Consider the following 25117-nt stretch of genomic DNA (forward strand, 5'->3'; position numbering starts at 1 on the left):
TGAAACGCAGGAAGGAATAGCTGGACGATGAGCTATCACGACGAACAAGAATCACTCGAAAGCGTAAAGGCCTGGTGGGCCAAATGGGGTAACACCACGACGTGGGTTGTGCTCGTGGCGCTCGTCATTGGGGCCGGGTACAACGGATGGAATTTCTGGCAGCGTCGTCAGGCGGCCGAAGCGTCGGTGCTCTATGACCATCTTCAGCAGGCAGTCAACGCCAACGATCAGGCGCTGGTCACGCGTGTGGCCACCGACATGGAAGACAAGTTCGGCGGCACGGGTTACGCGCAGATGAGCGCGCTCGCGGCCGCGAAATCGCTTTACATGGCGGGCAACACGGCCGGTGCGAAGACGCAGTTGCAATGGGCCATCGATCACGCGAAGGACGACGAGTACAAGCAGATCGCGAAGCTGCGTCTCGCGCTCGTCCTGCTCGACGAGAAGAACTACGACGCAGGCCTCAAGCTGCTCGCGGATCAACCGCTCGATGCGTTCAAGGGCGTGATCGCGGATCGACGTGGCGACCTGCTCGCCGCGCAAGGCAAGCGCGACGATGCGCGCGCGGCCTACAAGGTCGCGCTCGAGACGCTGCCCGAGAACGACACGTCCGCGCGTCAATTGATCCAGTTCAAGCTCGATGCGCTCGGCGGCTGATCCGCATCGTTTCAATCGGTATCGATCGATCCTGCACATCAGTCAATCAAGCCGCCCGCCACGGCGTCGCGATGCAGCGACGCGGCGGTCGGCGCCGATCAACCCAATTCACCAATTCATGTTGCGTCCACCGATGACTTTTTTGAAACGCTACGCCGTGCCGCTCACTTGCGCGATGACCGTCTTGCTGGCCGCCTGCTCGTCGACCAAGGATGAACGCCGCGTGCCGACACCGCTCGCGGACTTCAAGCCGGTGTTGAACGTCAGCCAGACTTGGAAGGCGAGCGTCGGCAAGGCGGGCCGCTATCTGTTCTCGCCGGTCGCGGTCGGCGATTACGTCTTCGCCGCGGGCACGAACGGCACCGTCGCCAAGATCGACGCGAAGACCGGTCAGGACGTCTGGCGCATCAAGCTCAAGGACGATCTGTCCGCGGGCGTCGGCAGCGACGGCAATCTCACGGCGGTGGGCGGTCTGAAGGGTCAGGTCGACGTGCTCGGCGCCGATGGCAAGCTGCTGTGGACGGCCACGGCGCCCGGCGAGATCGTCTCGCCGCCGCTCGTCGGCAACGATCTCGTGATCGTGCGCACGATCGACGGCAAGGTCATCGCATTCAACGCGCAGACGGGCGAGCAAAAGTGGGTCTTTCAGTTGCGCGCCGTGCCTTTGAACCTGCGCGTCGCGGCGGGCATGACGTTCGCCGGCAATCAGGCAGTGCTCGCGGGCTTCCCCGGCGGCACGTTCGCGGCGATCAACCTGCAGACGGGCGACGCCTACTGGCAGGCGCCGGTGTCGTACCCGAAGGGCGTGACCGAAGTCGAGCGTATCAACGACGTGACCGGCGCGCCGGGACTCGTCGGCGCGCAGACCTGCGCGGTGACGTTCCAGGGCCGCATCGGCTGCTTCGATGCGAACTCGGGCCAGCCAGTGTGGGAAAAGAATTTCTCGAGCGACAGCGGCCTCGCGCAAGACGAGCAGATCGTCGCGGCGGGCGACGACTGGTCGGTCGTGAACGCGTTCCGCGCGACGGACGGTTCGCAGATCTGGAAGACGGATACGCTGAAGAACCGCAGTGTCAGCGTGCCGTACATTCTGGGCCGTGCGGTCGTCGTGGGCGACTATCAGGGCTTCGTGCACTTCCTCAACACGGAAAACGGCCAGCTCATCGGCCGCGCACCGACCGACGGCAGCGCGATCACCGCGGCGCCTGTGATGGCGGGCAACACGCTCGTCGTGCAGACGCATGACGGCGATCTCTACGGTTTCCGTCCGGGCAACTGAGTGACAGCCAGGCTTCGGGCGCGTTACGCGCGCTCGAAGCCGTAAGCAGCAAGCGCGCCGTCGAAGTCGGGTGGCGCGGCAGGCTCGCCACGGCGAGCCGCACGAGAAAGAAGCGTCGCGCCGCGCGCGCATCGCGAAAAAACCCGCCTGCAAAAGCAGGGTAGAAGAACGAGCGCGTCGTGCGAAGGCGCCGCGCAAGATGAGCCTCGAACGAGGCAAGACCGGCGAACGACCGCCGATCATCCGGCCAACCGACGCGCCTCGCGTGCGGCAAGCCGAATCCATGCTAATTTGCGACAAGCGCAGCCATTGCGCGGCGTAGCGGAACGCAACGAGACGTTTCTACCGCCCGTTCCGCGTTCGCCTTGCGTTCAACCTTGAACAAAATCAGATGAAACCCGTGATTGCGCTCGTCGGGCGCCCCAATGTTGGGAAATCGACGCTTTTCAACCGGCTGACGCGCTCGCGCGACGCGCTCGTCGCGGACTTGCCGGGCCTGACCCGTGACCGCCACTACGGCGAAGGTCGCGTGGGCGGCGAACGTCCGTATCTCGTCGTGGACACGGGCGGTTTCGAGCCGGTGGCGAAGGACGGGATCCTGCACGAGATGGCGCGGCAGACGCGTCAGGCGGTCGAAGAGGCCGATATCGTCGTGTTCATCGTCGATGGCCGCAACGGGCTCGCGCCGCAGGACAAGGCGATCGCCGACTATCTGCGCAAGACCGGCCGTCCGCTCTTTCTGGTCGTGAACAAGGCCGAGGGCATGAAGTACTCGGCGGTCGCGGCGGACTTCTACGAACTCGGTCTCGGCGATCCGCGCGCGATCTCGGCCGCGCATGGCGACGGCGTCGTCGAGATGATCAACGATGCGCTCGATATCGCGTACAAGGATCAGCCGGAAGAAACGGAAGAAGAGAAGGCGAAGCACGGCGTCAAGATCGCGATCGTCGGGCGTCCGAACGTCGGCAAGTCGACGCTCGTGAATACGCTGATCGGCGAGGAGCGCGTGATCGCGTTCGATATGCCCGGCACCACGCGCGACTCGATCTATGTTGATTTCGAGCGACAAGGCCGCAAATACACCTTGATCGACACGGCCGGCCTGCGCCGCCGCGGCAAGGTGTTCGAAGCGATCGAGAAGTTCTCGGTCGTGAAGACGCTGCAATCCATCGCGGACGCCAACGTCGTGATCCTTCTGCTCGATGCGCAGCAGGACATCTCGGAGCAGGACGCGCACATCGCGGGTTTCGTGGTCGAGCAGGGCCGTGCGCTCGTCGTCGGCGTGAACAAGTGGGACGGTCTGGACTCGCATGTGCGTGAGCGCACGAAGGCGGACCTGACGCGCAAGCTCAAGTTTTTGGACTTTGCTAAATTCCACTACGTTTCGGCGCTCGAGAAGACGGGCATCGGCGCGCTGATGAAATCGGTCGACGACGCCTACGCCGCCGCGATGGCGAAGCTGCCGACGCCGAAGCTCACGCGCGCGCTGATCGACGCGGTGGAGTTCCAGCAGCCGCGGCGTCGCGGGCCGGTGCGGCCGAAGCTGCGTTACGCGCATCAGGGCGGGCAGAATCCGCCGATCATCGTCGTGCACGGCAACGCGCTCGACGCGATCACAGAGACATACAAGCGTTATCTGGAAGGACGTTTTCGCGAAACTTTCGGGCTCGCCGGCACTCCACTTCGCATAGAGTTTCGGTCGAGTCACAACCCATACGCGGACAAGGATTGAGAACCGCGTGAAGCCTTACGGTTCGGTCCCGTCAGCCATTTGGCCGAGGGGTCCCGAAAACGTAAAACAGCGAAAATCGGCTATAGTGTAGCGATTGTCGGCGGATCTCTTTTTCTTCGTCCACAATACTTCCAACCTGCAAAAAAACACGGAGTTTGCTATGAGCAACAAAGGGCAATTGTTACAAGACCCGTTTTTGAACGCACTGCGTAAAGAGCATGTGCCGGTGTCGATCTATTTGGTCAACGGCATCAAGCTGCAAGGCAACATCGAATCTTTCGACCAGTACGTCGTGTTGCTCCGAAATACGGTCACCCAGATGGTCTATAAGCACGCTATTTCGACGGTCGTGCCTGCCCGCCCGGTGAATTTCCACCCGGACGCTGAACCGTCCTAAACCTCGTCGCGGCCGGCGCGAATCTGCCACTTCTAAAGCGAACATTAAGCAACTCGCCGGTCGCTTCAAAAACGTAAATACATCAATTTGATCAACGCAGCGCTCGTCGGCATAGACTTCGGCAAGATCGATTTCGAAGCCAGTCTGGAAGAACTCAGCTTGCTCGCACAAAGTGCGGGCGCTCATCCCGCCGTCACGCTCACCGGCCGCCGCTCGAGCCCCGATGCCAAGATGTTCATCGGCAGCGGCAAGGTCGAAGAACTGCGCCTGCAGTGTGAAGCGAACGACGTCGAACTCGTCATCTTCAATCATGCGCTCGCGCCCGCGCAGCAGCGCAATCTCGAGGTCGCGCTGAATCGCCGTGTGGTCGATCGCACGAGCCTCATTCTCGATATCTTCGCGCAGCGCGCCCGCAGCCACGAAGGCAAGCTGCAGGTCGAGCTCGCGCAACTGCAATATCTGTCGACGCGCCTCATTCGCGCGTGGACTCACCTCGAACGCCAGAAGGGCGGTATCGGCTTGCGCGGCCCGGGTGAAACGCAGCTCGAAACCGACCGCCGTCTGATCGGCGAGCGCATCAAGGCGCTCAAGTCGCGGCTCGAGAAGCTGCGCCGTCAGCACGGCACGCAGCGGCGTCAGCGCGTGCGCAACCGGACCATGTCGGTGTCGCTCGTCGGCTATACGAACGCGGGCAAGTCCACCTTGTTCAACGCGCTGACGAAGGCGCAGGCGTACGCGGCCAATCAGCTCTTCGCCACGCTCGACACCACGTCGCGCCGGGTCTTCCTCGGCGAGGAAGCGGGGCATGTCGTCGTGTCGGACACGGTCGGGTTCATCCGTGAATTGCCGCACCAGCTCGTCGCCGCATTCCGCGCCACGCTCGAAGAAACCATTCACGCGGACGTGCTGCTGCATGTGGTCGACGCATCGAGCGCGGTGCGCCTCGATCAGATCGATCAGGTGAACGAGGTGTTGCGCGGCATCGGCGCGGACAACATTCGCCAGATTCTCGTCTTCAACAAGATCGACGCGGTGCCTGAGCTCGCGGCCCGTGACGAAGCGGTTGAAAGGGACGAGTATGGTAATATTTCGCGCGTTTTCTTGAGTGCACGCACGGGTCAGGGGCTCGATGCGCTGCGCGCTGCCATCGCCGAAATCGCCACGGCGGAAATCGGTGAGATCGATGCGGGCCTCCCCAGCGTGCTCGCCGAATTTCCGGGCTCGCACGAGGCGTCCGACGCAACGCAATCCACGCAGTCCGAGTCAAACGCCACACACGACACGAACGCGCAGCCGGACGACCACCGGCAGGCTGTCGAACGTGACGATCACAAGGTCCCCGAGCACGGACATTAAGTTGCTTCGGAATTGCATCGACCCGGAATCGACCCCGGCTGTCTAATGGTGAATCACCGAGTGAACGACTACAAAGAGCGGACTATCCGGCAAGCTGTGCATGCCGTCTTTTCGATCAACGATCCGCGCTGGGGGCGGGGCGACGGCAATGGCGTGAAGAACGACTCGAAGCGCCCGCAAGACGGCAAGCGCCCGAACGGCAAGGACGAAGGTCCACCCGATCTCGACGAGATGTGGCGCGAGTTCAATCGCCGCATCGCCGGCGTGTTCGGCAAGAAGCCCGGCAACGGCGCACCCCGCGAGAACGGCCGCGGGACGAAGATCGGTGTCGGCATCGTCATCGGCGTGTTGATCGCCATCTATCTCGGCAGCGGCGTGTTCGTCGTGCAGGACGGGCATGTCGGCGTCGTTTCTCAATTCGGCAAGTATCGTCAGACGGTCTCGCAGGGCATTCACTGGCGTCTGCCGTATCCGTTCCAGTCGAGCGAAATCGTCGATACGTCGCAGATTCGTTCCGTCGAAGTCGGGCGCGGCACCGCACTGTCGCAAGGCAACGTGCGCGACGCGTCGCTTCTGACGAACGACGCGGATATCGTCGACGTGCGCTTCGCCGTGCAGTACCAGATCAAGTCGCCCACTGACTTCCTCTTCCGCAGCGTCAATGCGGACGACAGCGTCACGCAGGCCGCGCAATCGGCGATCCGCGAGATCGCGGGCGGCCTCACGACAGACGACATGCTCTACAAGGATCGCGAGGCGCTGCGCGCGCGTCTGATCGAAACGATCCAGCGTTCGCTCGACACCTATCGCACCGGTCTGCAGGTGACGGGCGTCGCGGTGCAGAGCGTGCAGGTGCCGCAACAGGTTCAGTCGGCGTTCGAGGAAGCGGCGCGTGTGCGTCAGGACAACGAGCGCGCCCGCGACACCGCGCAAGCCTATGCGGATCAGTTGCTGCCGCGCGCGAAGGCCGACGCGGCCAAGCTGATCGACGAGGCGCGCGCCTATAGCAACCGCGAAGTCACGCAGGCGCAGGGAGACGCGGAGCGCTTCAAGGAGGTCTACGCGGAATACTCGAAGGCGCCCGCGGTCATTCGTCAACGCATGTACCTGGACACGATGCAGCAGATCTACTCGCGCACCACGAAGGTTTTCGTCGACAGCAAGGCGGGCAATAACGTCGTCTATCTGCCGCTCGACAAGCTCGTCGAAGCCAATCGACAGCAGGCCAAGGACGCGGCCGAAGGCGCGAGCGGAGCGGTTGCGCCGGGCGCAGCCGCCGCGACGGAAGCGCCTCAGGCGCGCGCGCAGGGCACGGCGAGCGCGTCGGCGCCGGCTGCTGCCGCACCCGCCAGCGCGGCAAGCGCTGCCAGTGGCGCGAGCGCGAATGCCGGCGGCGATCCGCTGCGCTCGCGCGACGCGTTCCGTTCCCGCAGCCGGTCGGAAGACCTGCAATAAGGAGCGCGAACATGAATCGAATCTTTGCGCTCGTCGTCGCCGTCGTCATCGTGCTGTTCATCGGTTCGTCGATGATCTTCACCGTCGACGAAAGACATGCCGCAGTCGTCGCCGCGCATGGCGAAGGCAATCCGCGTCTCGAAGGCCCCGGTCTGCACTTCAAGCTGCCGCCGCCGTTCCAGACGCTTACGCTCATCGACACGCGCACGCTCACCATCGACGAATCCGGCGCCGACCGTTTCTCGACGGCGGACAAGAATGAAGTGCTGGTCAACACGGTGATCAAGTATCGCGTCTCGGATCCTTTGAAGCTCTTCGAAAGCAACGAGAAGAACACCCAGACGGCCGAGGAGCGCATCACCGCGCTTGCGCGCACGGCGCTCGCGAGCGCCTTTGCGAAGCGCCCGCTCACCGACGCGCTCGGCGCTCAGCAGGCGATCGAAACCGACGCGCAGAAGAGTGTGGAAAGCGCGGCCGCGGTGTTCGGCGTGCAACTGGTCGACCTGCAGATGACGCGCATCGACTTCCCGTCGGCGGTGGCCGATTCCGTCTACAAGCGCATGATCGCGGCGCGCCAGCAGGCCGCGGCGAACGAACGCGCGAAGGGCACGGCCGACGCGGACAAGATCAAGGCCGACGCGGAGCGCACGCAGCAGGCCATCGTCGCGGACGCCTACAGCCAGGCGCAGTCGATCAAGGGCGAAGGAGACAGCAAGGCGGCGGCCATAGCGGCCGATGCGTACGGACGCGATCCGCAGTTCTACCAGTTCTATCAGAGCCTGGAAGCGTATAAGAAGACGTTCAAGCCGGGCGACGTGATGGTCGTCGACTCGAACAGCGATTTCTTCCGCTTCATGAAGAGCCCGACCGGCGGCGCGACGGATACGTCGGCCCCGGCGACGGCGAAGCGCTGATTCCCGTCCGCGCCGCGCACCGGATCGTCCCGGTCGCGCGGCATCAAAAAAACCCTTGGACATGGCCGAGACGTTACTGCTCGCTCTTGCGTTGATGCTGATTATCGAAGGCATGTTTCCCTTCGTTTTCCCGACCGCCTGGCGCGATACCTTTCGCCGCATCGCGGAGCGGCCGGTGCACCATATCCGGATCGGCGGACTGGTCGCCATGGTGCTCGGCCTGATTCTGCTCCTGATCGCGACGTGAGCCTCGTCCGGCACGCCGCCGCCATTTCGCCTATCTTGTCCTTATCCTTTCGTCCCTGACCGTTCAAGTCCGTGAGCGCCGCGCGATCCGCGCCGAGCCCTCTCGTCCCGTAGGAAACGTATCGATGTCCACCTGGTTACTTCCCGAGAATATCGCCGACGTCTTGCCGTCGGAAGCCCGCAAGATCGAAGAGCTGCGCCGCCGCCTGCTCGACCGTTTCCGTTCGTACGGCTACGAGCTCGTGATGCCGCCGATGCTCGAGTATCTCGAATCGCTTCTGACGAGCGGCGGAAGCGACCTGAATCTGCGCACCTTCAAGCTCGTCGATCAATTGTCCGGGCGCACGCTCGGCCTGCGCGCGGACATCACGCCGCAGGTGTCGCGCATCGACGCGCATCTGCTGAACCGGCAGGGCGTGACGCGTCTGTGCTACGCGGGCGTCGTGCTGCACACGCGCCCGCGCGGGCTGCACGCGACGCGCGAGCAGATTCAGATCGGCGCGGAAATCTATGGGCACGCCGGGCTCGAAGCGGATCTCGAGATCCAGCAGCTCATGCTCGATTCGCTGCATCTCGCAGGTCTGAAGAAAGTGCGTCTCGATCTGTGCCACGCGGGCGTGCTCGCCGCGCTGCTGGAGCTCGAGCCGGCGGCGGCATCGCTCGGTGAAGCGCTTTACGAAGCGCTCGCGAGCAAGGACGTGCCGCGCCTCAATGAGCTGACCGCGCATCTCGGACAAGTGCCGCGCGAGGCGCTGCGGGCATTGCCGTCGCTCTATGGCGATGCTTCGGTGCTGCAGATTGCGCGTGGCCGTCTGCCGAATCTGCCGGTGATCGCGCGCGCGCTCGACGATCTCGCGTTCCTCGCGGGTCAGGTCGAAGGCGCGGAGCTGATGATCGACCTCGCGGACCTGCGCGGCTATGCCTATCACAGCGGCGTGATGTTCACCGCCTATGTCGATGGCGTGCCGAACGCCGTCGCGCGCGGCGGCCGATACGACGACGTTGGCCTGGCCTACGGCCGTGCGCGGCCCGCTACGGGCTTCTCGCTCGACCTGCGCGAAGTGGCGCGCATCTCGCCCGTCGACGCACGCGGCAGCGCGATCGTCGCGCCGTGGAAGCACGATGAACCGCTGCGCGCTGCGATTCTCGCGCTGCGCGACGCGGGCGAAGTGGTGATCCAGGCGCTGCCCGGCCACGACCACGATCTGGACGAATTCGCGTTCGACCGTGTGCTCGTCGAGCGCGACGGCAAATGGACGGTCGAAACCCGCACCTGAAGCGGACGATGAATACAGGCGCTTGATCGGCAAGGGAATTTGCTTAGCGGATTCCAATCACGCGAGCGTGACGAAATCGCGAAACGCGTCCCGAAAAACTCGGAACCTTTCGCGAACATAGGTAAAATACGTTTTTAACCAGCTAACGAATCAACATGTCTGCCAGTGCAGTGAATGTGAACCCGGGGCGCAACGTCGTCGTGGTGGGCACCCAGTGGGGTGATGAGGGCAAAGGCAAGATCGTCGACTGGCTGACGGACCACGCCCAGGGCGTCGTGCGCTTCCAGGGCGGTCACAACGCCGGCCATACGCTCATCATCGGCGGCAAGAAGACCATTCTTCGCCTCATTCCCTCGGGCATCATGCGCGCGGGCACGGCCTGTTACATCGGCAATGGCGTCGTGTTGTCGCCGGAAGCGCTGTTCAAGGAAATCGACGAACTGGAAGCTGCGGGCGTCGACGTCTGCAAGCGCCTGTTCATTTCCGAAGCCGCCACGCTCGTTCTCCCGTATCACGTCGCGATCGACCAGGCGCGCGAAGCCAAGCGCGGCGCCGGCAAGATCGGCACGACCGGTCGCGGCATCGGCCCGGCGTACGAAGACAAGGTGGCCCGTCGCGGTCTGCGCGTGCAGGATCTCTTCGATCGCGCGGTGTTCGAGGAGCGCCTTCGCGAAACGCTCGAATTCCATAACTTCGTGCTGACTCAGTATCTCGGCGCGAAGGCCGTCGACTTTCAGGAAACGCTCGAGACGATGCTCGGTTACGCCGACCGTCTCGCGCCCATGGTCACGGACGTTTCCCGCCGTCTCTACGACGAAAACCACGCCGGCCGGAATCTGCTGTTCGAAGGCGCGCAAGGCACGCTGCTCGACATCGACCACGGCACGTATCCGTACGTCACCTCGAGCAATTGCGTCGCGGGCGCGGCGACTTCGGGCGCGGGCATCGGGCCGCAGCGTCTGAACTATATTCTCGGCATCACCAAGGCGTACTGCACGCGCGTCGGTTCGGGCCCGTTTCCGAGCGAGCTGTACGACGCGGACAACGCGCAGCGTCAGGATCAGGTGGGCCTGAACCTCGCGACCGTCGGCAAGGAATTCGGCTCGGTCACCGGCCGTCCGCGCCGCACCGGCTGGCTCGACGCCGCCGCGCTGCGCCGTTCGATTCAGATCAACGGCATCTCGGGCCTGTGCATGACCAAGCTCGACGTGCTCGACGGTCTCGACGAAGTGAAGCTGTGCACGGGCTACACGCTCGACGGCAAGCTGATCGACATCCTGCCGCGCGGCGCATCGGAAGTGGCGCGCTGCGAGCCGGTGTATGAAACCTTCGGCGGCTGGAAGGAAAGCACCATTGGCATCACGCAATGGGACGGGCTGCCGGAAAACGCGCGCAAGTACCTGTCGCGTGTGCAGGAAGTGGCGGGTGTGCCGATCGACATGGTGTCGACCGGTCCGGACCGTGACGAAACCATCCTGCTTCGCCATCCGTTCAAGGTGTGAGCGCTTAACGAGCCTTGACCGGAGCCGGACGCTGTAAAGAATGTGGCCGCCTGATGCGGCCACATTTCGTATATAACCTAAGCATTTGAAAGAGCCTCACCATGATCGCGATGACGGACCCGCGCAACGACGACAAGAACCTCTGGGTCGGCTGGGATGAATATCACCGGCTGATCGAACTCCTTGCACTGAAGGTGCACGAGTCGGGCTGGAAGTTCGACAAGATCCTGTGTCTCGCGCGCGGCGGCCTGCGCGTGGGCGATCAACTGTCGCGCATCTACGACCTGCCGCTCGCCATTCTCGCGACGAGCTCGTACCGCGAAGCCGCGGGCACGGAGCAGGGCGATCTCGACATCGCGCAATACATCACGATGACGCGCGGGGATCTGTCCGGCAACGTGCTGCTCGTCGACGATCTGGTCGATTCGGGCGTCACGCTCGCGCGCGTGCAGGAGCATCTGAAGGAGCGTTATCCGGCCATCACGGCGGTGCGTTCGGCGGTGCTCTGGTACAAGGCGTGCTCGAAGGTCAAACCCGACTATCACGTTCAGCATCTTGAAACGAATCCGTGGATTCATCAGCCTTTCGAGGAGTGGGACACGGTGCGTCCGCACAACCTGGGCGCGTGGATCAAGCGCGGCACGCAAAACGGACGCGGATGATCGGCGACGCCTGATCTTTCGCATGACAGACGCCGTTCGCCTGGCACGAAACCGGGCGCAACGGCGTTTTTTGTTTTTGCACGATGACGGACCGAACGCCGAAGAATCGAGCTGAACGCGCCCGCCTACGCACACGGAGCGCGATGCTACACTCACACACGCGTCTCTCGTGGCGCTGGAGCAACACGCGAGAAGGCGTCTTCGCGTGCAACGTTAGATAGAATGGCGTTCGTTTTATTCCGCCCTGGACGGATATATCGCTTTTATGACTAACACGACTCACGCGCACGAGCATAAACAGCCAATGCACTCGCTTGCGCTCGCCGCCATTGGCGTCGTTTTCGGCGACATCGGCACGAGTCCTCTCTACTCCCTGAAGGAAGCCTTTAGCCCGTCGCACGGCATCGGCTTGTCGGAGGCGTCGATTCTCGGCGTCATCTCCTTGCTCTTCTGGGCGATCGTCATGGTGGTCGCCGTCAAATACGTGCTGTTCGTCATGCGCGCCGACAACAACGGCGAAGGCGGCGTGTTCGCCATGACGACGCTCGCGCTGCGCAGCGTGAGAGAGGCCGGCAAGATCTCGGGCGTACTGATGATGCTGGGCATCTTCGGCGCGTGCATGTTCTACGGCGATGCGGTCATCACGCCGGCGATGTCGGTGCTTTCGGCGGTCGAAGGTCTCGAGATCGCCGCGCCCAAGCTCTCGCCGTACGTGCTGCCGATCACGATCGTGATTCTCATCGCGCTGTTCTGGATTCAGCGCCACGGCACGGCGGTGGTCGGCAAGCTCTTCGGCCCGATCATGGTCGTGTGGTTCGCGACGCTCGCGGTGCTCGGCGCCGCGCATATCGTCATGGAGCCGCGCATCATCGTCGCGCTCAATCCCTATTACGCCTTTTCCTTCATGGCGCAGCACGTCCTGCAGGCGTATATCGTGCTCGGCTCGGTCGTGCTGGTGCTGACCGGGGCGGAAGCGCTATACGCGGACATGGGGCACTTCGGCGTCAAGCCGATTCGCTACGGCTGGTATGGCTTCGTCATGCCTTCGCTGTTGCTGAACTACTTTGGTCAGGGCGCGTTGCTGATGCACTCGCCGCAAGCCATCGAGAATCCGTTCTTTCTGCTCGCGCCCGACTGGGCGTTGCTGCCGCTCGTGATTCTGTCGACGGTCGCGACCGTGATCGCATCGCAGGCGGTCATTTCCGGCGCGTATTCGCTGACGAGCCAGGCGATTCAGCTCGGCTACGTGCCGCGCATGAAGATCCTTCATACGTCGGAACTTGCGATCGGCCAGATCTATATTCCGCTCGTGAACTGGATGCTGCTTTTCATCATCCTGTGCATCGTCATCGGCTTCAAGAGTTCCGAAAATCTCGCCGCCGCGTACGGTCTCGCCGTCACCGCGACGATGCTCACAACCACGATCCTCGTGTCCGTCGTGATGGTGAATCTGTGGGGCTGGAACCGCTGGCTCGTCGGCGGGATGATCGCCGTGTTCCTGATGATCGACATCGGCTTCTTCGGCGCGAGCCTGCTGAAGATCGAGCAGGGCGGCTGGCTGCCGCTGTGCATCGGCGGGGCGCTCTTCTTCTTGCTGATGACCTGGTACAAGGGCCGCATGATCGTGAAGGATCGCACGGCGGCGGACGGTATCCCGTTGATGCCGTTCCTGCAGGGCTTGCTCGCGCATCCGCCGCATCGGGTGTCGGGTACGGCGATCTATCTCACCGGCAGCGATTCGCTCGTGCCCGTGAGCCTTCTGCACAACCTGAAGCACAACAAGGTGCTGCACGAGCGCACCATCTTCATGAACTTCAAGACGCGCGACATTCCTTATGTCGACGACGCGCATCGTCTCGAAGTGAAGGACATCGGCGGCGGTCTGTTCCTCGTGAAGGCGGCATACGGCTTCAACGAGACGCCGGATGTGAAGGCCGTGCTCGAGCAGATCACGCGCACGCATGCGATGACCTTCGAGTTGATGGACACGTCGTTCTTCATGGCGCGCGAGACGGTCGTGCCGACGGAATTGCCGGGCATGTCGGTGTGGCGCGAGCGCGTCTTCGCGTGGATGCATCAGAACGCCGCGAAGCCGACGGATTTCTTCAGTATTCCCGCGAATCGCGTGGTCGAGCTGGGAACGAAGATCGAGATCTGACGCTTCGTTTTTCAGAAGCGCAAAAAGAAAACCCCACGTCGCAAGACGTGGGGTTTTTTGTTGGCAGCGAGAACCGTCAGCGTTTCAGTTTTGCGAATGCCGCGGCCATCGCACCGGCCGCTTCCGGTTCGCGACGCTGCTGCGGACGCTGGCCCGAACGACGATCCTGCGAACCGCGCGATTGCGCTGCGCCCGCGCCGCCGCTCGCCGAAGCTTGCGCGGAGTCATCGTCCAGACGCATTGTGAGCGAAATACGCTGGCGCTTCACATCCGTCTCGATCACTTTCACCTTGACGACCTGACCGGCCTTCACGACTTCGTGCGGATCCTTGATGAATTTCGTGGACATGGCCGAAACGTGCACGAGACCGTCCTGATGCACGCCGATATCGACAAACGCGCCGAACGCCGCGACGTTCGTCACCACGCCTTCGAGGATCATGCCCGGCACGAGGTCCGAAATTTTCTCGATGCCTTCCCTGAACGTCGCCGTCTTGAACTCGGGGCGCGGATCGCGGCCCGGTTTTTCGAGTTCGGCGAGAATGTCGCGCACGGTCGGCAGCCCGAAACGATCGTCGACAAATTCAGTGGGCGAAATGCCCGTCAAGGCGTCGCGCTTGCCGAGCACATCGCCGATATGCTTTTTGATCTTCGCGAGAATGCGTTCGACGACCGGATACGCCTCCGGATGCACCGACGAGCGGTCGAGCGGATTCTCGCCGTTGTTGATGCGCAGAAAGCCCGCTGCCTGCTCGAAGGTCTTGTCGCCGAGACGCGGCACCTTCTTCAGATGCGCGCGCGACGGGAACGGCCCGTTGGCATCACGATAATCGACGATATTGCGCGCGAGCGTCGAATTCAGCCCCGACACGCGCGCGAGCAGCGCGACCGACGCCGTGTTCGCATCGACGCCGACGGCATTCACGCAATCCTCGACGACCGCATCGAGCGAGCGCGCGAGTTCGCGCTGATTCACGTCGTGCTGATACTGGCCCACGCCGATCGCTTTCGGCTCGATCTTGACGAGTTCGGCGAGCGGGTCTTGCAGCCGCCGCGCGATCGACACCGCGCCGCGCAGCGACACGTCGAGTTCCGGAAACTCCTTCGCGGCGAGCTCGGATGCCGAATACACCGATGCGCCCGCCTCGGACACGACGATCTTCTGCAGCTTCAGATCCGGATGCTTCGTGATGAGCTCGCTCGCGAGCTTGTCGGTTTCGCGCGATGCGGTGCCGTTGCCGATCGACACGAGTTCAGCCTGCGTCGCGTGCGCGATGCGCGCGAGCTTCGCGATGGAGCCGTCCCAGTCGCGGCGCGGCTCGTGCGGATAGATGGTGTCGGTCGCGAGGAGCTTGCCGGTGCGATCCACGACCGCCACTTTCACGCCGGTGCGCAAGCCCGGATCGAGACCGATCACGGCCTTCGGGCCGGCAGGCGCCGCGAGCAGCAAGTCCTTCAGATTGCGTGCGAACACGCGAATGGCTTCATGCTCGGCTTCTTCGCGCAATTGCGTGAGCAATTCGGTTTCGATATGCGGCTGCACCTTCACGCGCCAGCACCAGCGGCATACGTCGGAGAGCCACTTGTCGCCGGCGCGGCCGCGATTGGCGATGCCGAAATGCTGCGCGATCATCGCTTCGCACGGGTGCGGAATCTGCGCGTCGAGTTCCTCGCCGAGGCCGAGCTTGACGGTCAGAACGCCCGCATTGCGGCCACGGAACAGCGCGAGCGCGCGGTGCGACGGCACGGTGCGGATCGTCTCGCTGTAGTCATAGTAGTCGCGGAATTTCTCGCCTTCCTCGCCTTGTTTGCCGTCCACCACGCTCGACGTGACGAGCCCCTGGTTGAACAGATGCTCGCGCAGCTTGCCGAGGATTTCGGCGGTCTCGCCGAACTGCTCGGAGAGAATGTCGCGCGCGCCGTCGAGCGCGGCTTTGGTGTCGGCGACGCCTTTTTCCGCATCGACGAACTTTGCGGCTTCGGCTTGCGGATCGAGCGTGGGATCGGCGAGCAGCGCCTGCGCGAGCGGTTCGAGGCCGGCCTCGCGGGCGATCTGCGCTCGCGTGCGGCGCTTGGGCTTGTACGGCAGATAGAGGTCTTCGAGCACCTGCTTGCTGTCCGCGCCTTCGATGGCCCCGCGCAGTTCGGCCGTGAGCTTGCCTTGCTCGTCGATGCTTTGCAGGATCGTCGCGCGGCGGTCTTCGAGCTCGCGCAGGTACAGCAGGCGCTCCTCGAGCGTGCGCAACTGCGTGTCGTCGAGATTGCCGGTGACTTCCTTGCGATACCGGGCGATGAACGGGACAGTCGAGCCTTCGTCGAGAAGCCCCACGGCGGCGGCGACCTGGCGCGGCTGCACGGTGAGTTCGGAGGCAATGCGCTGTACGATCTTGAGTGCTACGGTTTCCGTCATGTTTCTGCGCTGTCTGCGGCTCGCCGGCAAGATTCGCACCGCGTGCGCAGCCTCACGAGAGCGAGACGCCGCGGGCGGATGACCGTGCAACGAGCCAGGTTCGGACCGGGTTGCTGGAGCGGGGCATTTTGCCATAAATGGCGGAGCGCTCCGGCGCGCGGTGATAGAATTTGGACATCGCACAAGCCGTTTCGCACCTGATTCTTTATCACGTTGCCGTTCATCCATTTGCCCAACTTTCGCCTTTCAAACGTGCCGGTCGCCGCGGCTCTCTCGCTGCTGTGCGCGGCAGGCGCATTCGCGTCGCAGCAAGCGCTTGCTCAAACCGCCAGGCCGATCGACCCCGGCACGTCCGTGACCGCACGTCCGCTGGATACGGCGCCGTCGGACGCACCGGCTGCGCAAAATCCCGATGACGCGCTGAAAGCCGAGTTCGTCCAGCGTCAGAAGGTGCTCGACCGGCGCACCGAAGAAAACAACTACAGTTACGGCGTGAAGCAGCACGACTGCTACAGCAAATTCTTCGTGAATCATTGTCTGGATAACGCGCGCAACGAAATGCGCGAAGTGCGTCAGCAGATCCGCCAGCAACAACTCGCACTCGACGACGAGCAGCGCGCCGAGCGGGCGAAGCAACGCGACGAGCAGACGGCCATCAAGCGGGCGCAATACGAAGCGGAAGCGCCGCAGCGCGCCGCGAACGAGAAGGCCAGCCAGCAGTCCTACGAAGACAAGCAGCGTCAGAACGCGCTGGCCGCCGCCCAGCGCGACGCCGAAGCGCCGCAGCGCGCGGCCAACCAGGCAGCGTACGATCGCAAGCAGGCGGACTACCAGAAGAAACTGGATGACGCGCGCGCTCGCGGCGTGCAGGACGCGCAGGAACGCGAGCAAAAGGCGCAGCGCTACGAGCAGAAACAGCAGGAAGCCGCGCAGCATCGCGCGGAAGTCGATGCGCGTCAGAAGGAAGCCGCCAGAAAGGCGCAGGAAAAGGCGCAACAGCAGGAGCAGGAGCGCCAGGAGCAACTGAAACTGCAGCAACAACAACAGCAGCAAGGTAAGTAGGGCGGTCGGGCTCGTTCTTTGGGCCCGCGCAAAGAGGATGAAAGGAGGCGAGCATGCAGCAGCGCTTGAATGAATCCACGCGCGCACCCCGACAACCCGCCATGGATGCCGCTGTGCTGCGCGACCGAATCGCGCAATTGCAGGAAGAGCATCACAGCCTGGACACGTTGATCGAAAAGATGTCCGGCACCGACGACCTGGAGCTGAGGCGCCTGAAAAAGCGCAAGCTCAAGGTGAAGGACACCATTCTCCTGCTGCAATTGCAGCTGGACTCTGACGCGCACTGAACGCAGCGCGCCTGCCGCAGGCTCGCCGGCATCGGCGCCTCGCGTGCGCGGCCGCGCCGAAACCCGCAGGATTTAGCACGCCTTGAATTCACCCGCACAATCCAGCGACGGCGCCAGCGCGCCGCTCGCGCTGACCGACAAACGCGGCGTCGAGCTCGACGCCATCTTTTCCGCGCAAGGACTGCTTGCGCGCGCGATCGACGGTTATCGCTCGCGCGCATCGCAGATCGAAATGGCGCGCTCGGTCGCGGCCGCGATGGAAGCATCCGGCCGCGCCATGCCCGAACCCGCTATGTTCGAGGCGCAGCGCCGTCCCGCGCGCAAGCTCGGGCCTTCCGACAAGCCTTACGCGCCCGACGAGCAACCGGCCGATGAAATCGGCATCGCGACGGCGAAAGCGGCCATCGACGGCGGCGAGAACACGCTCATCGTCGAGGCCGGCACGGGCACCGGCAAGACCTATGCGTACCTCGTTCCGGCCATGCTGTGGGGCGGCAAGGTCATCGTGTCGACGGGTACGAAGCATCTGCAGGATCAGCTCTTCCAGCGCGACATCCCGACCGTGCGCGACGCGCTCGCCGTGCCCGTGTCCGTCGCGATGCTGAAGGGCCGCGCGAACTATCTGTGCCATTACTACCTGGAACGCACCGCCGACAACGGCCGCCTGCCGTCGCGCCAGGATACGTCGCATTTGCAGGAGATCATCCGTTTCGCGAAGATCACGCGCACCGGCGACAAGGCCGAGCTTGCGAGCGTGCCGGAGAATTCGCCCGTCTGGCCGATGGTCACGTCCACGCGCGATAACTGCCTCGGTCAGGAATGTCCGCATTACAAGGAATGCTTCGTGATGCAGGCGCGCAAGGAAGCGCAGCAGGCGGACATCGTCGTGGTGAATCACCATCTGTTCTTCGCCGATGTAATGCTGCGCGACACCGGCATGGCCGAGTTGCTGCCGACGGCGAACACCATCATCTTCGACGAGGCGCATCAGTTGCCCGAGACGGCGACGCTCTTTTTCGGCGATACGCTCTCGACGACGCAGTTGCTCGAACTCGCGCGCGATACGGTCGCCGAAGGTCTCTCGCACGCACGCGACGCCGCCGACTGGACCAAGCTCGGCGCGGCGCTGGAGCGTGCGGCGCGCGATGTGCGGCTCGCGTTCAAGGAAGATTCGGTGCGCCTGTCGCTCGGGCAATTGCCGGACGGTCATCCGATCTTCGAGGCGCTCGACACGCTGGAGACGCATCTGTCCGCGCTCGCCACGACGCTTTCTTCGCATGCGGAGCGAGCCGAATCGTTGCAGGCGCTGGTGCGCCGCGCGCGCGAGTTGCAGGATCTGCTCGCGGGCTGGACGACGCCGCCGACATCGCTCGAACGCGCGGTCGTCGCGGACGAGGACACCGCGAAGCAGGCTGCGAAGGAAGAGCCGAACGAGATGGTGCGCTGGATCGAAGTGTTCTCGCACACGGTGCAGTTGCACGAGACGCCGCTGTCGGTCGCGCCGATCTTCGCGAAGCAGCGCGCGGGCGTGCCGCGCGCATGGATTTTCACTTCCGCGACGCTTTCGGTGCGCGGCGACTTCACGCACTACGCGGCGCAGATGGGCCTGAACGCGCGCCGTTCGATGACCTTGCCGAGCCCGTTCGATTATCCGTCGCAAGGTTTGCTGTATGTGCCGCGCAATCTGCCGCAACCTTCCTCGCCGCAATTCACCGATGCCGTGTTCGAGGCGGCGCTGCCCGTGATCGAGGCGGCGGGCGGCGGCGTGTTCGTGCTGTGCACGACGTTGCGCGCGGTGGATCGCATCGCGACGCGCATGCGCGACATCATCGAACGGCGTGGCTGGGACAATCCGCTGCTCGTGCAGGGAGACGCGAGCCGCACCGAGCTGCTCGACCGTTTCCGCGCCTACGGCAATGCGATTCTGGTGGGCAGTCAAAGCTTCTGGGAAGGCGTCGATGTGCGCGGCGATGCGCTGTCGCTCGTCGTCATCGACAAGCTGCCGTTCGCGCCGCCCGACGATCCCGTGCTCGCCGCGCGTCTTGACGCGCTGACGAAAAAAGGCCTGAGCCCGTTCGCCGTGCATCAGTTGCCGCAGGCGGTCATTACGTTGAAGCAGGGCGCGGGGCGGCTGATTCGCGCGGAGACGGATCGCGGCGTGCTGATGATCTGCGACACGCGCCTCGTCGAAAAACCGTATGGCCGGCGCATCTGGCAAAGCCTGCCGCCGTTCAAGCGCACGCGCGAACTGGACGTGGTGCGCGAATTCTTCAGCGATGCGGCGAAGTGGAAAACGGAGCTGGCGGAGTAACTGTCGGAATCCTGATTTTCATCGACGTAAAAAAACGGCCGGTTATCAACCGGCCGTTTCTTTTATTGCCTGCGTGTCTTACCAGATCTGGTACCAGGGCTTGTCGGCGCCCGCGCGGCGTTTGCCTGTCACATACGGGCTGTCCGGGAAGGTCGCGGCGAGCACGCGCTTGGTGTCGTCGGCGAGTTGCGGCTGATCGAGCTTCTCGTACGACAGCATCATGATGTGCAGCGCGTCTTCCGTCGCCGGTGCATTCCGGTACTCGCGAATCGCGAGTTGCGCGCGGTTGATCGCGGCCACGTACGCGCCCCGGCGATAGTAGTAATCCGCAGCGTGCACTTCATGCGATGCGAGCGCGTTCACGATGTAGCGCATGCGCTGCGCTGCGTCGGGCGCGTACTTGCTTTGCGGATATTTGTCGACGACGACCTTGAATGCGTCATAGGACTCGCGCAGCGACTTCGGGTCGCGCTCGCTCATGTCCTGACCGGAGAAGCGGCCGAAGAGGCCGAGGTCGTCGTTGAAGTGGATCATGCCCTTGAGATAGTACGCATAAGCGATCTCGGGATGATCCGGGTGCAGCTTGATGAAACGATCGATGGCCTGGTCGGCGTTGGCGGTTTCGCTATCCTTCCAGTCGCAGTACGCGACGTTGATCTGCGCCTGCTGCGCGAAATGGCCGAACGGGTCGCGGCCTTCGAGCGCTTCGAAATACTTCGCGCACTTGCCCCAGTCGCTGCCGGATAGCGCGTCCTGAGCCTCCGTATATAATTTGTTGTTGTTCCACGTTGCCGTTTCGTCGGTCTTCTCGGGCAGGCCGTGACAGGCCGTTACGATGGCGACGCTCGCGGCCAGCGCCAGATACTTGATGGATTGACGCATCGAGAGATGAATGGTGTTGAAGGCTCGCATCAGTGCTTGCTGTTCCTGGCTGATTCTCGCTGTTCTAGCTGTATTTCCGGCGCGGCTTCCGTTTCATGCCGCCGAATCTCGTTCAAATGACCCGCTCAAGTACTCGTCGTACCAAAGACCAACTCAAAGATTATAGCCCATGCGACCCCGGCCACGACTCGGCATCGCCCGATTCGACCGGTAGCGCAGGCCGCGAAGCGACGCGCGAGGCGCACGTGCCCGACGAACTCGCGGGCGAGCGGCTCGACAAGGTGCTCGCCAAAGTATTCCCCGAGTTTTCGCGCAGCCGGCTACAGGGCTGGATCGAGGAAGGGCGCGTGCTCGTCGATGGCGCGGGCGCGAAAGTGCGCCAGCCCGTGCCGCTCGGCGCGACGATCACGCTCGTGCCCGATCTCCTGCCCGAACAGCTCGCCTTCGCGCCCGAGCCGGTGCCGCTGCATATCGTGTACGAGGACGAGACGCTCGTCGTCATCAACAAGCCCGCGGGCATGGTGGTGCATCCGGCCGCGGGCAACTGGAGCGGCACGCTGCTCAATGGCCTTCTGCATCGTTACGGCGATGCGGCCGCCGGCCTGCCGCGCGCGGGCATCGTGCATCGGCTGGACAAGGAAACGTCCGGCCTGATGGTCGTCGCCCGCACGCTCGAGGCGCAGACCGATCTGGTGCGCCAGTTGCAGGCGCGCACGGTCAAGCGCCGCTATGTCGCGTTCGTGTGGGGCAACATGCCCGACGAAGGCACGATCGACGCGCCGATCGGCCGCGATCCGCGCGAGCGCACGCGCATGGCGGTCGTGAAGACGGCATCGGGCAAGCCCGCGCGTACGCACTTCCGCACCATCGACCGGACCACGTGGCACGGTCAGCCCGTCAGCGCGATTCATTGCGATCTCGAAACGGGCCGCACGCATCAGATTCGGGTGCATTGCGCGCATATCCAGCATCCGCTGCTCGGCGATCCGGTGTACGGACACGCGCGCGGCAAGCGCTCCGTGAAGCCGCTGCCCAACGATTTCGCGCGTCAGGCGCTGCACGCGTGGCGGCTCGGCCTGATTCATCCCGCGACGGGCAAGGAAGTGCATTGGCGCGCGGACGTGCCCGAGGACATCGCGGCGCTCGCAGCGGAGCTCGGCTTCGGACAGGACGAGGAAGTCGAGTTCGACGAGGATGAGGGCTTCGTCGAAGTCTACGAGATGGGCGAGGGCGAAGAAGACGACTGGGACGACGAAGAGAGCGAGGACGACGAAGCATGACCAACGACGCCGCCGAACTGCAATCGAAAGACTGCGTGTTGCCGCAATGGAAGGTGTCGCCGCGCGTGCGCGCATTCGTCACGACGCGCGCGGGCGGCGTGAGCGATGCGCCCTACGATGGCGGCATGCCCGGCGCGGGCGGCCTCAACCTCGGCTTCTCATCCGGCGATGCGCCCGACGCGGTGAAGGAAAACCGCCGCCGCGCGCTCGCATCGACGGGTCTGCGCAACGCCGCGTGGCTCGAACAGATTCACGGCACGCAGGTCGAAGATGGGCACGCGGTCATCGAACGCCTCTCGCTTGGCGAGCGCACGCGCGCCGACGCCAGCGTGACGGATCGCACGGGCGTCGTGTGCGTCGTGATGACGGCCGATTGCCTCCCGGTACTTTTCTGCGACGACGACGGCCGCGCTGTCGGCGCAGCGCATGCGGGCTGGCGCGGTCTTGCCGGCGGCATCGTCGAGAAGACGGGCGAGCGCGTGGCGGCGCTCGCGGGCGTGCCGGCATCGAAGCTCAATGCGTTTCTCGGACCGGCGATCGGGCCGAACGCGTTCGAAGTGGGCGAGGACGTGCTCGATGCGTTCGTCGCGGCCGCGCGGCCGGATCGGCGTGACGCGACGAAGGCCGCGTTCAGTCCCGTCGACGGCACGCCGGACAAATATCTCGCGGATATCTATGCGCTCGCGCGTCTGCGCCTGGCCGATCTCGGCGTGGGCGTCGCGCGCGTTCATGGCGGCACGCATTGCACCGTCACGGAAAAAGAGCGCTTTTATTCGTACCGTCGTGATCGCGTGACCGGCCGCATGGCCGCGATGATCTGGCTCACCGATTAAACGATTGGCTATCGGCAATCGTCTCGGAAGATACGCGACAAGCATTTCCCGCCGATGACTAAACCTCATGCGAAACGCAATAATTCGCATGGGGGAAAACGATAATTAAAAAAATATCGCACTGCGGCAAAATCGGGACGAAGCATTGACATGCCTGACATCCTGGAGCAAGAATGTTCCTGGAATTCAACCAATCGGGCACGGCGTAGCAAGGCACACACTTGCCGCGCGCATAAGGCGCACCAATACTTGCGCGCTGGTCGAGGAAAGCCCGGCGATGCCTGCATCAGCAATCCAAGTCTTGCGAGACTCACAGGTCAATAGCGGGTATGGCTTCCAAATCAACTTCCTCATCTTCCCGCTCCCGTACCGCCGACAGCACCTCGGCCGAAGCATCATCCGCCGATACGACTGGCGTACAGCAGGCGTTCGATCAATGGCTGAACGCCTGGCGTTCCGTCGCTGATCCTTCGCAATGGTCGAAATTCACTCAACAGACGAATACCGCAAGTGATGCGGCGGCAGCGCCGTTTGCTGCATTCGCCGATTTTGCCAAAGGCTTTTCGAACGGATTTCCATCGACAGCATTTCCGGCTGCATTCCCGACACCGGGCGCGATGCCGCAGATGCCCGATTTCACCAAGATGAACGGTCTCGCGGAGTTCGCGAAACTCGCGAGCAGCATGCCGGGCTTCGGCGCGGCGATGCAGGGATTGCCCACGCTGCCGAAGATTCCGACCGCCGCGATCGCTCCCGAACGCCTCCATGAATTGCAGAGCAGCTATTCGCGCGACGCCGCCGATCTGCTCAAGCAGGCGGGCGCGCAAAGCATCGATCCGAGCGCGCTGAAAGACCGTCGTTTCACCGATACCTCCTGGCAAACCACGCCCGCCTACGCGTTCACCGCCGCGTGGTATTTGCTGAACGCGCGCTATCTGCAGGAACTCGCGGATGCGGTGCAGAGCGATCCGAAGACGCGCGAGCGCATCCGCTTCGCCGTGCAGCAATGGGCCGCCGCCGCCGCGCCGAGCAACTTCCTCGCGCTCAATCCCGATGCGCAGAAGACGCTCATCGAAAGCAAGGGCGAAAGCCTGCGCCAGGGCATGATGAATCTGCTGAACGACATGCAGCGCGGCAAGATTTCGCAGTCGGACGAATCGCGCTTTCTCGTCGGCAAGAACATCGCGTCGACGGAGGGTTCGGTCGTGTACGAGAACGATCTCGTGCAACTGATCCAGTACAAGCCGCTCGCGCCGAACGTGTACGCGCGCCCGCTTCTGATCGTGCCGCCGTGCATCAACAAGTTCTACATCCTCGATTTGTCGCCCGAAGGCTCGCTCGTGCGCTATGCGCTCGAAGAAGGGCATCAGGTATTCATTCTGTCGTGGCGCAATGCGGATCAGTCGATCGCGCACAAGACGTGGGACGACTACGTCGAAGAGGGCGCCCTCGAAACGATCCGCGTCGTGCAGGAGATCAGCGGCGAGGACAAGATCAATACGCTCGGCTTCTGCATCGGCGGCACGATCCTCGCGACCGCGCTCGCGGTGGCAAAGGCGCGCGGCGAGGAGCCGGCCGCATCGATGACGCTGCTCACCTCGATGCTCGATTTCTCCGATACGGGCGTGCTCGATGTCTTCGTCGACGAGGCGCACGTGCAGATGCGCGAGCAGTCGATCGGCGGCAAGGGCGGCGCGCCTGCCGGTCTCATGCGCGGCATCGAGTTCGCCAACACGTTCTCGTATCTGCGTCCGAACGACCTGGTCTGGAATTATGTCGTCGACAACTACCTCAAGGGCCGCACGCCGCAAGCGTTCGATCTGCTCTTCTGGAACAGCGACTCGACGAACCTGCCCGGCCCGATGTGCGTCTGGTATCTGCGCAACACGTACCTCGAGAACAAGCTGAAGACGCCGCACGCGCTGACGGTGTGCGGCGAGTCGATCGACCTGTCGCGCCTCACGCTGCCGACCTTCATCTACGGTTCGCGGGAAGACCATATCGTGCCGTGGAAATCGGCTTATGCGTCCGCGCCGGTTCTCAGCGGTCCGCAGAAGTTCGTGCTCGGCGCGTCCGGTCATATCGCGGGCGTGATCAATCCGCCGTCGAAGAACAAGCGCAGCTTCTGGATGATCGACAGCGACGACGAGCGTCTGCCGGAAGATCCCGATGCGTGGTTCGATGCCGCGGCGGAGCATCCCGGAAGCTGGTGGCCGGCCTGGTCGAAGTGGCTCGCCGAAAACGCGGGCGAGCGGGTCAAGGCGCGCGCGGCACAGGGATCGAAGGCTCACCCGGTAATCGAGGCCGCACCCGGCCGTTACGTACTGGAACGCGATGTGTGAGCGGCGCATGACCGTGTGCGAGAGCGCACGGTGCCGTTCCGAATCGCATTAACATTCGATGCCAAAAGGAAACTG

20 protein-coding genes are annotated in these 25117 nt (G+C 63.6%); 18 read left to right on the forward strand and 2 right to left on the reverse strand.

Going from position 1 to position 25117, the window contains the following annotated elements; genetic code table 11:
* Positions 1 to 27 precede the first annotated feature (27 nt).
* From PQR08_RS32845 to PQR08_RS32900, 12 genes are all read left to right on the forward strand, one after another.
* Complete coding sequence (locus PQR08_RS32845; RefSeq protein WP_035501005.1) at positions 28 to 657, forward strand: tetratricopeptide repeat protein; 630 nt, start codon at positions 28 to 30, stop codon at positions 655 to 657.
* Between the two features lie 133 nt (positions 658 to 790).
* Positions 791 to 1936, forward strand: a complete 1146-nt coding sequence (gene bamB, locus PQR08_RS32850) for an outer membrane protein assembly factor BamB (RefSeq protein ID WP_238293080.1) — start codon at positions 791 to 793, stop codon at positions 1934 to 1936.
* Between the two features lie 391 nt (positions 1937 to 2327).
* Positions 2328 to 3668 (forward strand): ribosome biogenesis GTPase Der, encoded by a 1341-nt coding sequence (gene der, locus PQR08_RS32855; RefSeq protein WP_250483687.1) that lies wholly within the window; start codon positions 2328 to 2330, stop codon positions 3666 to 3668.
* Positions 3669 to 3828: 160 nt separating this feature from the next.
* Positions 3829 to 4065, forward strand: coding sequence for an RNA chaperone Hfq (gene hfq, locus PQR08_RS32860; RefSeq protein WP_008349383.1), 237 nt, complete (start codon positions 3829 to 3831; stop codon positions 4063 to 4065).
* 87 nt (positions 4066 to 4152) lie between these two features.
* Positions 4153 to 5421, forward strand: a complete 1269-nt coding sequence (hflX, locus tag PQR08_RS32865) for a GTPase HflX (RefSeq protein ID WP_238293083.1) — start codon at positions 4153 to 4155, stop codon at positions 5419 to 5421.
* A 60-nt stretch (positions 5422 to 5481) separates the two neighbouring features.
* Positions 5482 to 6876 carry an FtsH protease activity modulator HflK gene (hflK, locus tag PQR08_RS32870; protein WP_250483686.1) on the forward strand — a complete coding sequence of 465 codons (1395 nt, stop codon included), beginning with the start codon at positions 5482 to 5484 and terminating at the stop codon, positions 6874 to 6876.
* 11 nt (positions 6877 to 6887) lie between these two features.
* Positions 6888 to 7790, forward strand: coding sequence for a protease modulator HflC (hflC, locus tag PQR08_RS32875; RefSeq protein WP_187604619.1), 903 nt, complete (start codon positions 6888 to 6890; stop codon positions 7788 to 7790).
* 55 nt (positions 7791 to 7845) lie between these two features.
* Positions 7846 to 8037, forward strand: coding sequence for a DUF2065 domain-containing protein (locus tag PQR08_RS32880; protein WP_035500998.1), 192 nt, complete (start codon positions 7846 to 7848; stop codon positions 8035 to 8037).
* Positions 8038 to 8161: 124 nt separating this feature from the next.
* Positions 8162 to 9313 (forward strand): ATP phosphoribosyltransferase regulatory subunit, encoded by a 1152-nt coding sequence (locus tag PQR08_RS32885; RefSeq protein ID WP_238214368.1) that lies wholly within the window; start codon positions 8162 to 8164, stop codon positions 9311 to 9313.
* A 155-nt stretch (positions 9314 to 9468) separates the two neighbouring features.
* Positions 9469 to 10815, forward strand: a complete 1347-nt coding sequence (locus PQR08_RS32890; protein ID WP_035500996.1) for an adenylosuccinate synthase — start codon at positions 9469 to 9471, stop codon at positions 10813 to 10815.
* A gap of 101 nt (positions 10816 to 10916) precedes the next feature.
* Entirely contained in the window at positions 10917 to 11477 is a 561-nt protein-coding gene (locus tag PQR08_RS32895) for a phosphoribosyltransferase (protein ID WP_008349397.1), read from the forward strand.
* 265 nt (positions 11478 to 11742) lie between these two features.
* Positions 11743 to 13635, forward strand: coding sequence for a potassium transporter Kup (locus PQR08_RS32900; protein ID WP_187604621.1), 1893 nt, complete (start codon positions 11743 to 11745; stop codon positions 13633 to 13635).
* A gap of 76 nt (positions 13636 to 13711) precedes the next feature.
* On the opposite strand, the gene PQR08_RS32905 is transcribed toward PQR08_RS32900, so the two are convergent.
* Positions 13712 to 16045, reverse strand: coding sequence for a Tex family protein (locus tag PQR08_RS32905; RefSeq protein ID WP_250483684.1), 2334 nt, complete (start codon positions 16043 to 16045; stop codon positions 13712 to 13714).
* A 222-nt stretch (positions 16046 to 16267) separates the two neighbouring features.
* On the opposite strand from PQR08_RS32905, the gene PQR08_RS32910 reads away from it, so the two are divergent.
* From PQR08_RS32910 to yoaA, 3 genes are all read left to right on the forward strand, one after another.
* Positions 16268 to 17107, forward strand: coding sequence for a flotillin family protein (locus PQR08_RS32910; protein ID WP_250483743.1), 840 nt, complete (start codon positions 16268 to 16270; stop codon positions 17105 to 17107).
* A gap of 101 nt (positions 17108 to 17208) precedes the next feature.
* Positions 17209 to 17394 (forward strand): DUF465 domain-containing protein, encoded by a 186-nt coding sequence (locus PQR08_RS32915; RefSeq protein ID WP_035500990.1) that lies wholly within the window; start codon positions 17209 to 17211, stop codon positions 17392 to 17394.
* An 82-nt stretch (positions 17395 to 17476) separates the two neighbouring features.
* A complete protein-coding gene (yoaA, locus tag PQR08_RS32920) occupies positions 17477 to 19705 on the forward strand; it encodes a DNA repair helicase YoaA (protein ID WP_238214372.1) in 2229 nt (742 codons plus the stop codon).
* A 78-nt stretch (positions 19706 to 19783) separates the two neighbouring features.
* Here yoaA and PQR08_RS32925 read toward each other — a convergent pair whose 3' ends face one another.
* The gene (locus PQR08_RS32925; protein ID WP_187604624.1) at positions 19784 to 20617 is read right to left on the reverse strand and encodes an outer membrane protein assembly factor BamD; all 834 of its coding nucleotides are present in this window, start codon (positions 20615 to 20617) and stop codon (positions 19784 to 19786) included.
* A gap of 86 nt (positions 20618 to 20703) precedes the next feature.
* Here PQR08_RS32925 and PQR08_RS32930 point away from each other — a divergent pair, with 86 nt between their 5' ends.
* From PQR08_RS32930 to phaC, 3 genes are all read left to right on the forward strand, one after another.
* Positions 20704 to 21867 carry an RluA family pseudouridine synthase gene (locus PQR08_RS32930; RefSeq protein ID WP_187604625.1) on the forward strand — a complete coding sequence of 388 codons (1164 nt, stop codon included), beginning with the start codon at positions 20704 to 20706 and terminating at the stop codon, positions 21865 to 21867.
* Complete coding sequence (gene pgeF, locus PQR08_RS32935) at positions 21864 to 22700, forward strand: peptidoglycan editing factor PgeF (RefSeq protein WP_408163726.1); 837 nt, start codon at positions 21864 to 21866, stop codon at positions 22698 to 22700. Before PQR08_RS32930 ends, pgeF begins: the two co-directional genes overlap by 4 nt.
* A 329-nt stretch (positions 22701 to 23029) precedes the next feature.
* Positions 23030 to 25042: a class I poly(R)-hydroxyalkanoic acid synthase gene (gene phaC / locus PQR08_RS32940; RefSeq protein WP_250483682.1), complete on the forward strand. Its 2013-nt coding sequence runs from the start codon at positions 23030 to 23032 to the stop codon at positions 25040 to 25042.
* The last annotated feature ends 75 nt before the right edge of the window (positions 25043 to 25117 follow it).

This window comes from Caballeronia jiangsuensis, assembly GCF_046030135.1.
Lineage (GTDB): Bacteria > Pseudomonadota > Gammaproteobacteria > Burkholderiales > Burkholderiaceae > Caballeronia > Caballeronia jiangsuensis.

Excerpts from the sequence above, each read along its gene's own strand:
- PQR08_RS32915 (WP_035500990.1), top strand. The coding sequence starts at position 17,209 with ATGGATGCCGCTGTGCTGCGCGACCGAATCGCGCAATTGCAGGAAGAG.
- PQR08_RS32895 (WP_008349397.1), top strand. The coding sequence starts at position 10,917 with ATGATCGCGATGACGGACCCGCGCAACGACGACAAGAACCTCTGGGTC.
- PQR08_RS32890 (WP_035500996.1), top strand. The coding sequence starts at position 9,469 with ATGTCTGCCAGTGCAGTGAATGTGAACCCGGGGCGCAACGTCGTCGTG.
- PQR08_RS32885 (WP_238214368.1), top strand. The coding sequence starts at position 8,162 with ATGTCCACCTGGTTACTTCCCGAGAATATCGCCGACGTCTTGCCGTCG.
- hflC (WP_187604619.1), top strand. The coding sequence starts at position 6,888 with ATGAATCGAATCTTTGCGCTCGTCGTCGCCGTCGTCATCGTGCTGTTC.
- der (WP_250483687.1), top strand. The coding sequence starts at position 2,328 with ATGAAACCCGTGATTGCGCTCGTCGGGCGCCCCAATGTTGGGAAATCG.
- bamB (WP_238293080.1), top strand. The coding sequence starts at position 791 with ATGACTTTTTTGAAACGCTACGCCGTGCCGCTCACTTGCGCGATGACC.
- PQR08_RS32905 (WP_250483684.1), bottom strand. The coding sequence starts at position 16,045 with ATGACGGAAACCGTAGCACTCAAGATCGTACAGCGCATTGCCTCCGAA.
- pgeF (WP_408163726.1), top strand. The coding sequence starts at position 21,864 with ATGACCAACGACGCCGCCGAACTGCAATCGAAAGACTGCGTGTTGCCG.
- PQR08_RS32900 (WP_187604621.1), top strand. The coding sequence starts at position 11,743 with ATGACTAACACGACTCACGCGCACGAGCATAAACAGCCAATGCACTCG.
- hfq (WP_008349383.1), top strand. The coding sequence starts at position 3,829 with ATGAGCAACAAAGGGCAATTGTTACAAGACCCGTTTTTGAACGCACTG.
- PQR08_RS32925 (WP_187604624.1), bottom strand. The coding sequence starts at position 20,617 with ATGCGAGCCTTCAACACCATTCATCTCTCGATGCGTCAATCCATCAAG.
- PQR08_RS32845 (WP_035501005.1), top strand. The coding sequence starts at position 28 with ATGAGCTATCACGACGAACAAGAATCACTCGAAAGCGTAAAGGCCTGG.
- phaC (WP_250483682.1), top strand. The coding sequence starts at position 23,030 with ATGGCTTCCAAATCAACTTCCTCATCTTCCCGCTCCCGTACCGCCGAC.
- PQR08_RS32930 (WP_187604625.1), top strand. The coding sequence starts at position 20,704 with ATGACCCGCTCAAGTACTCGTCGTACCAAAGACCAACTCAAAGATTAT.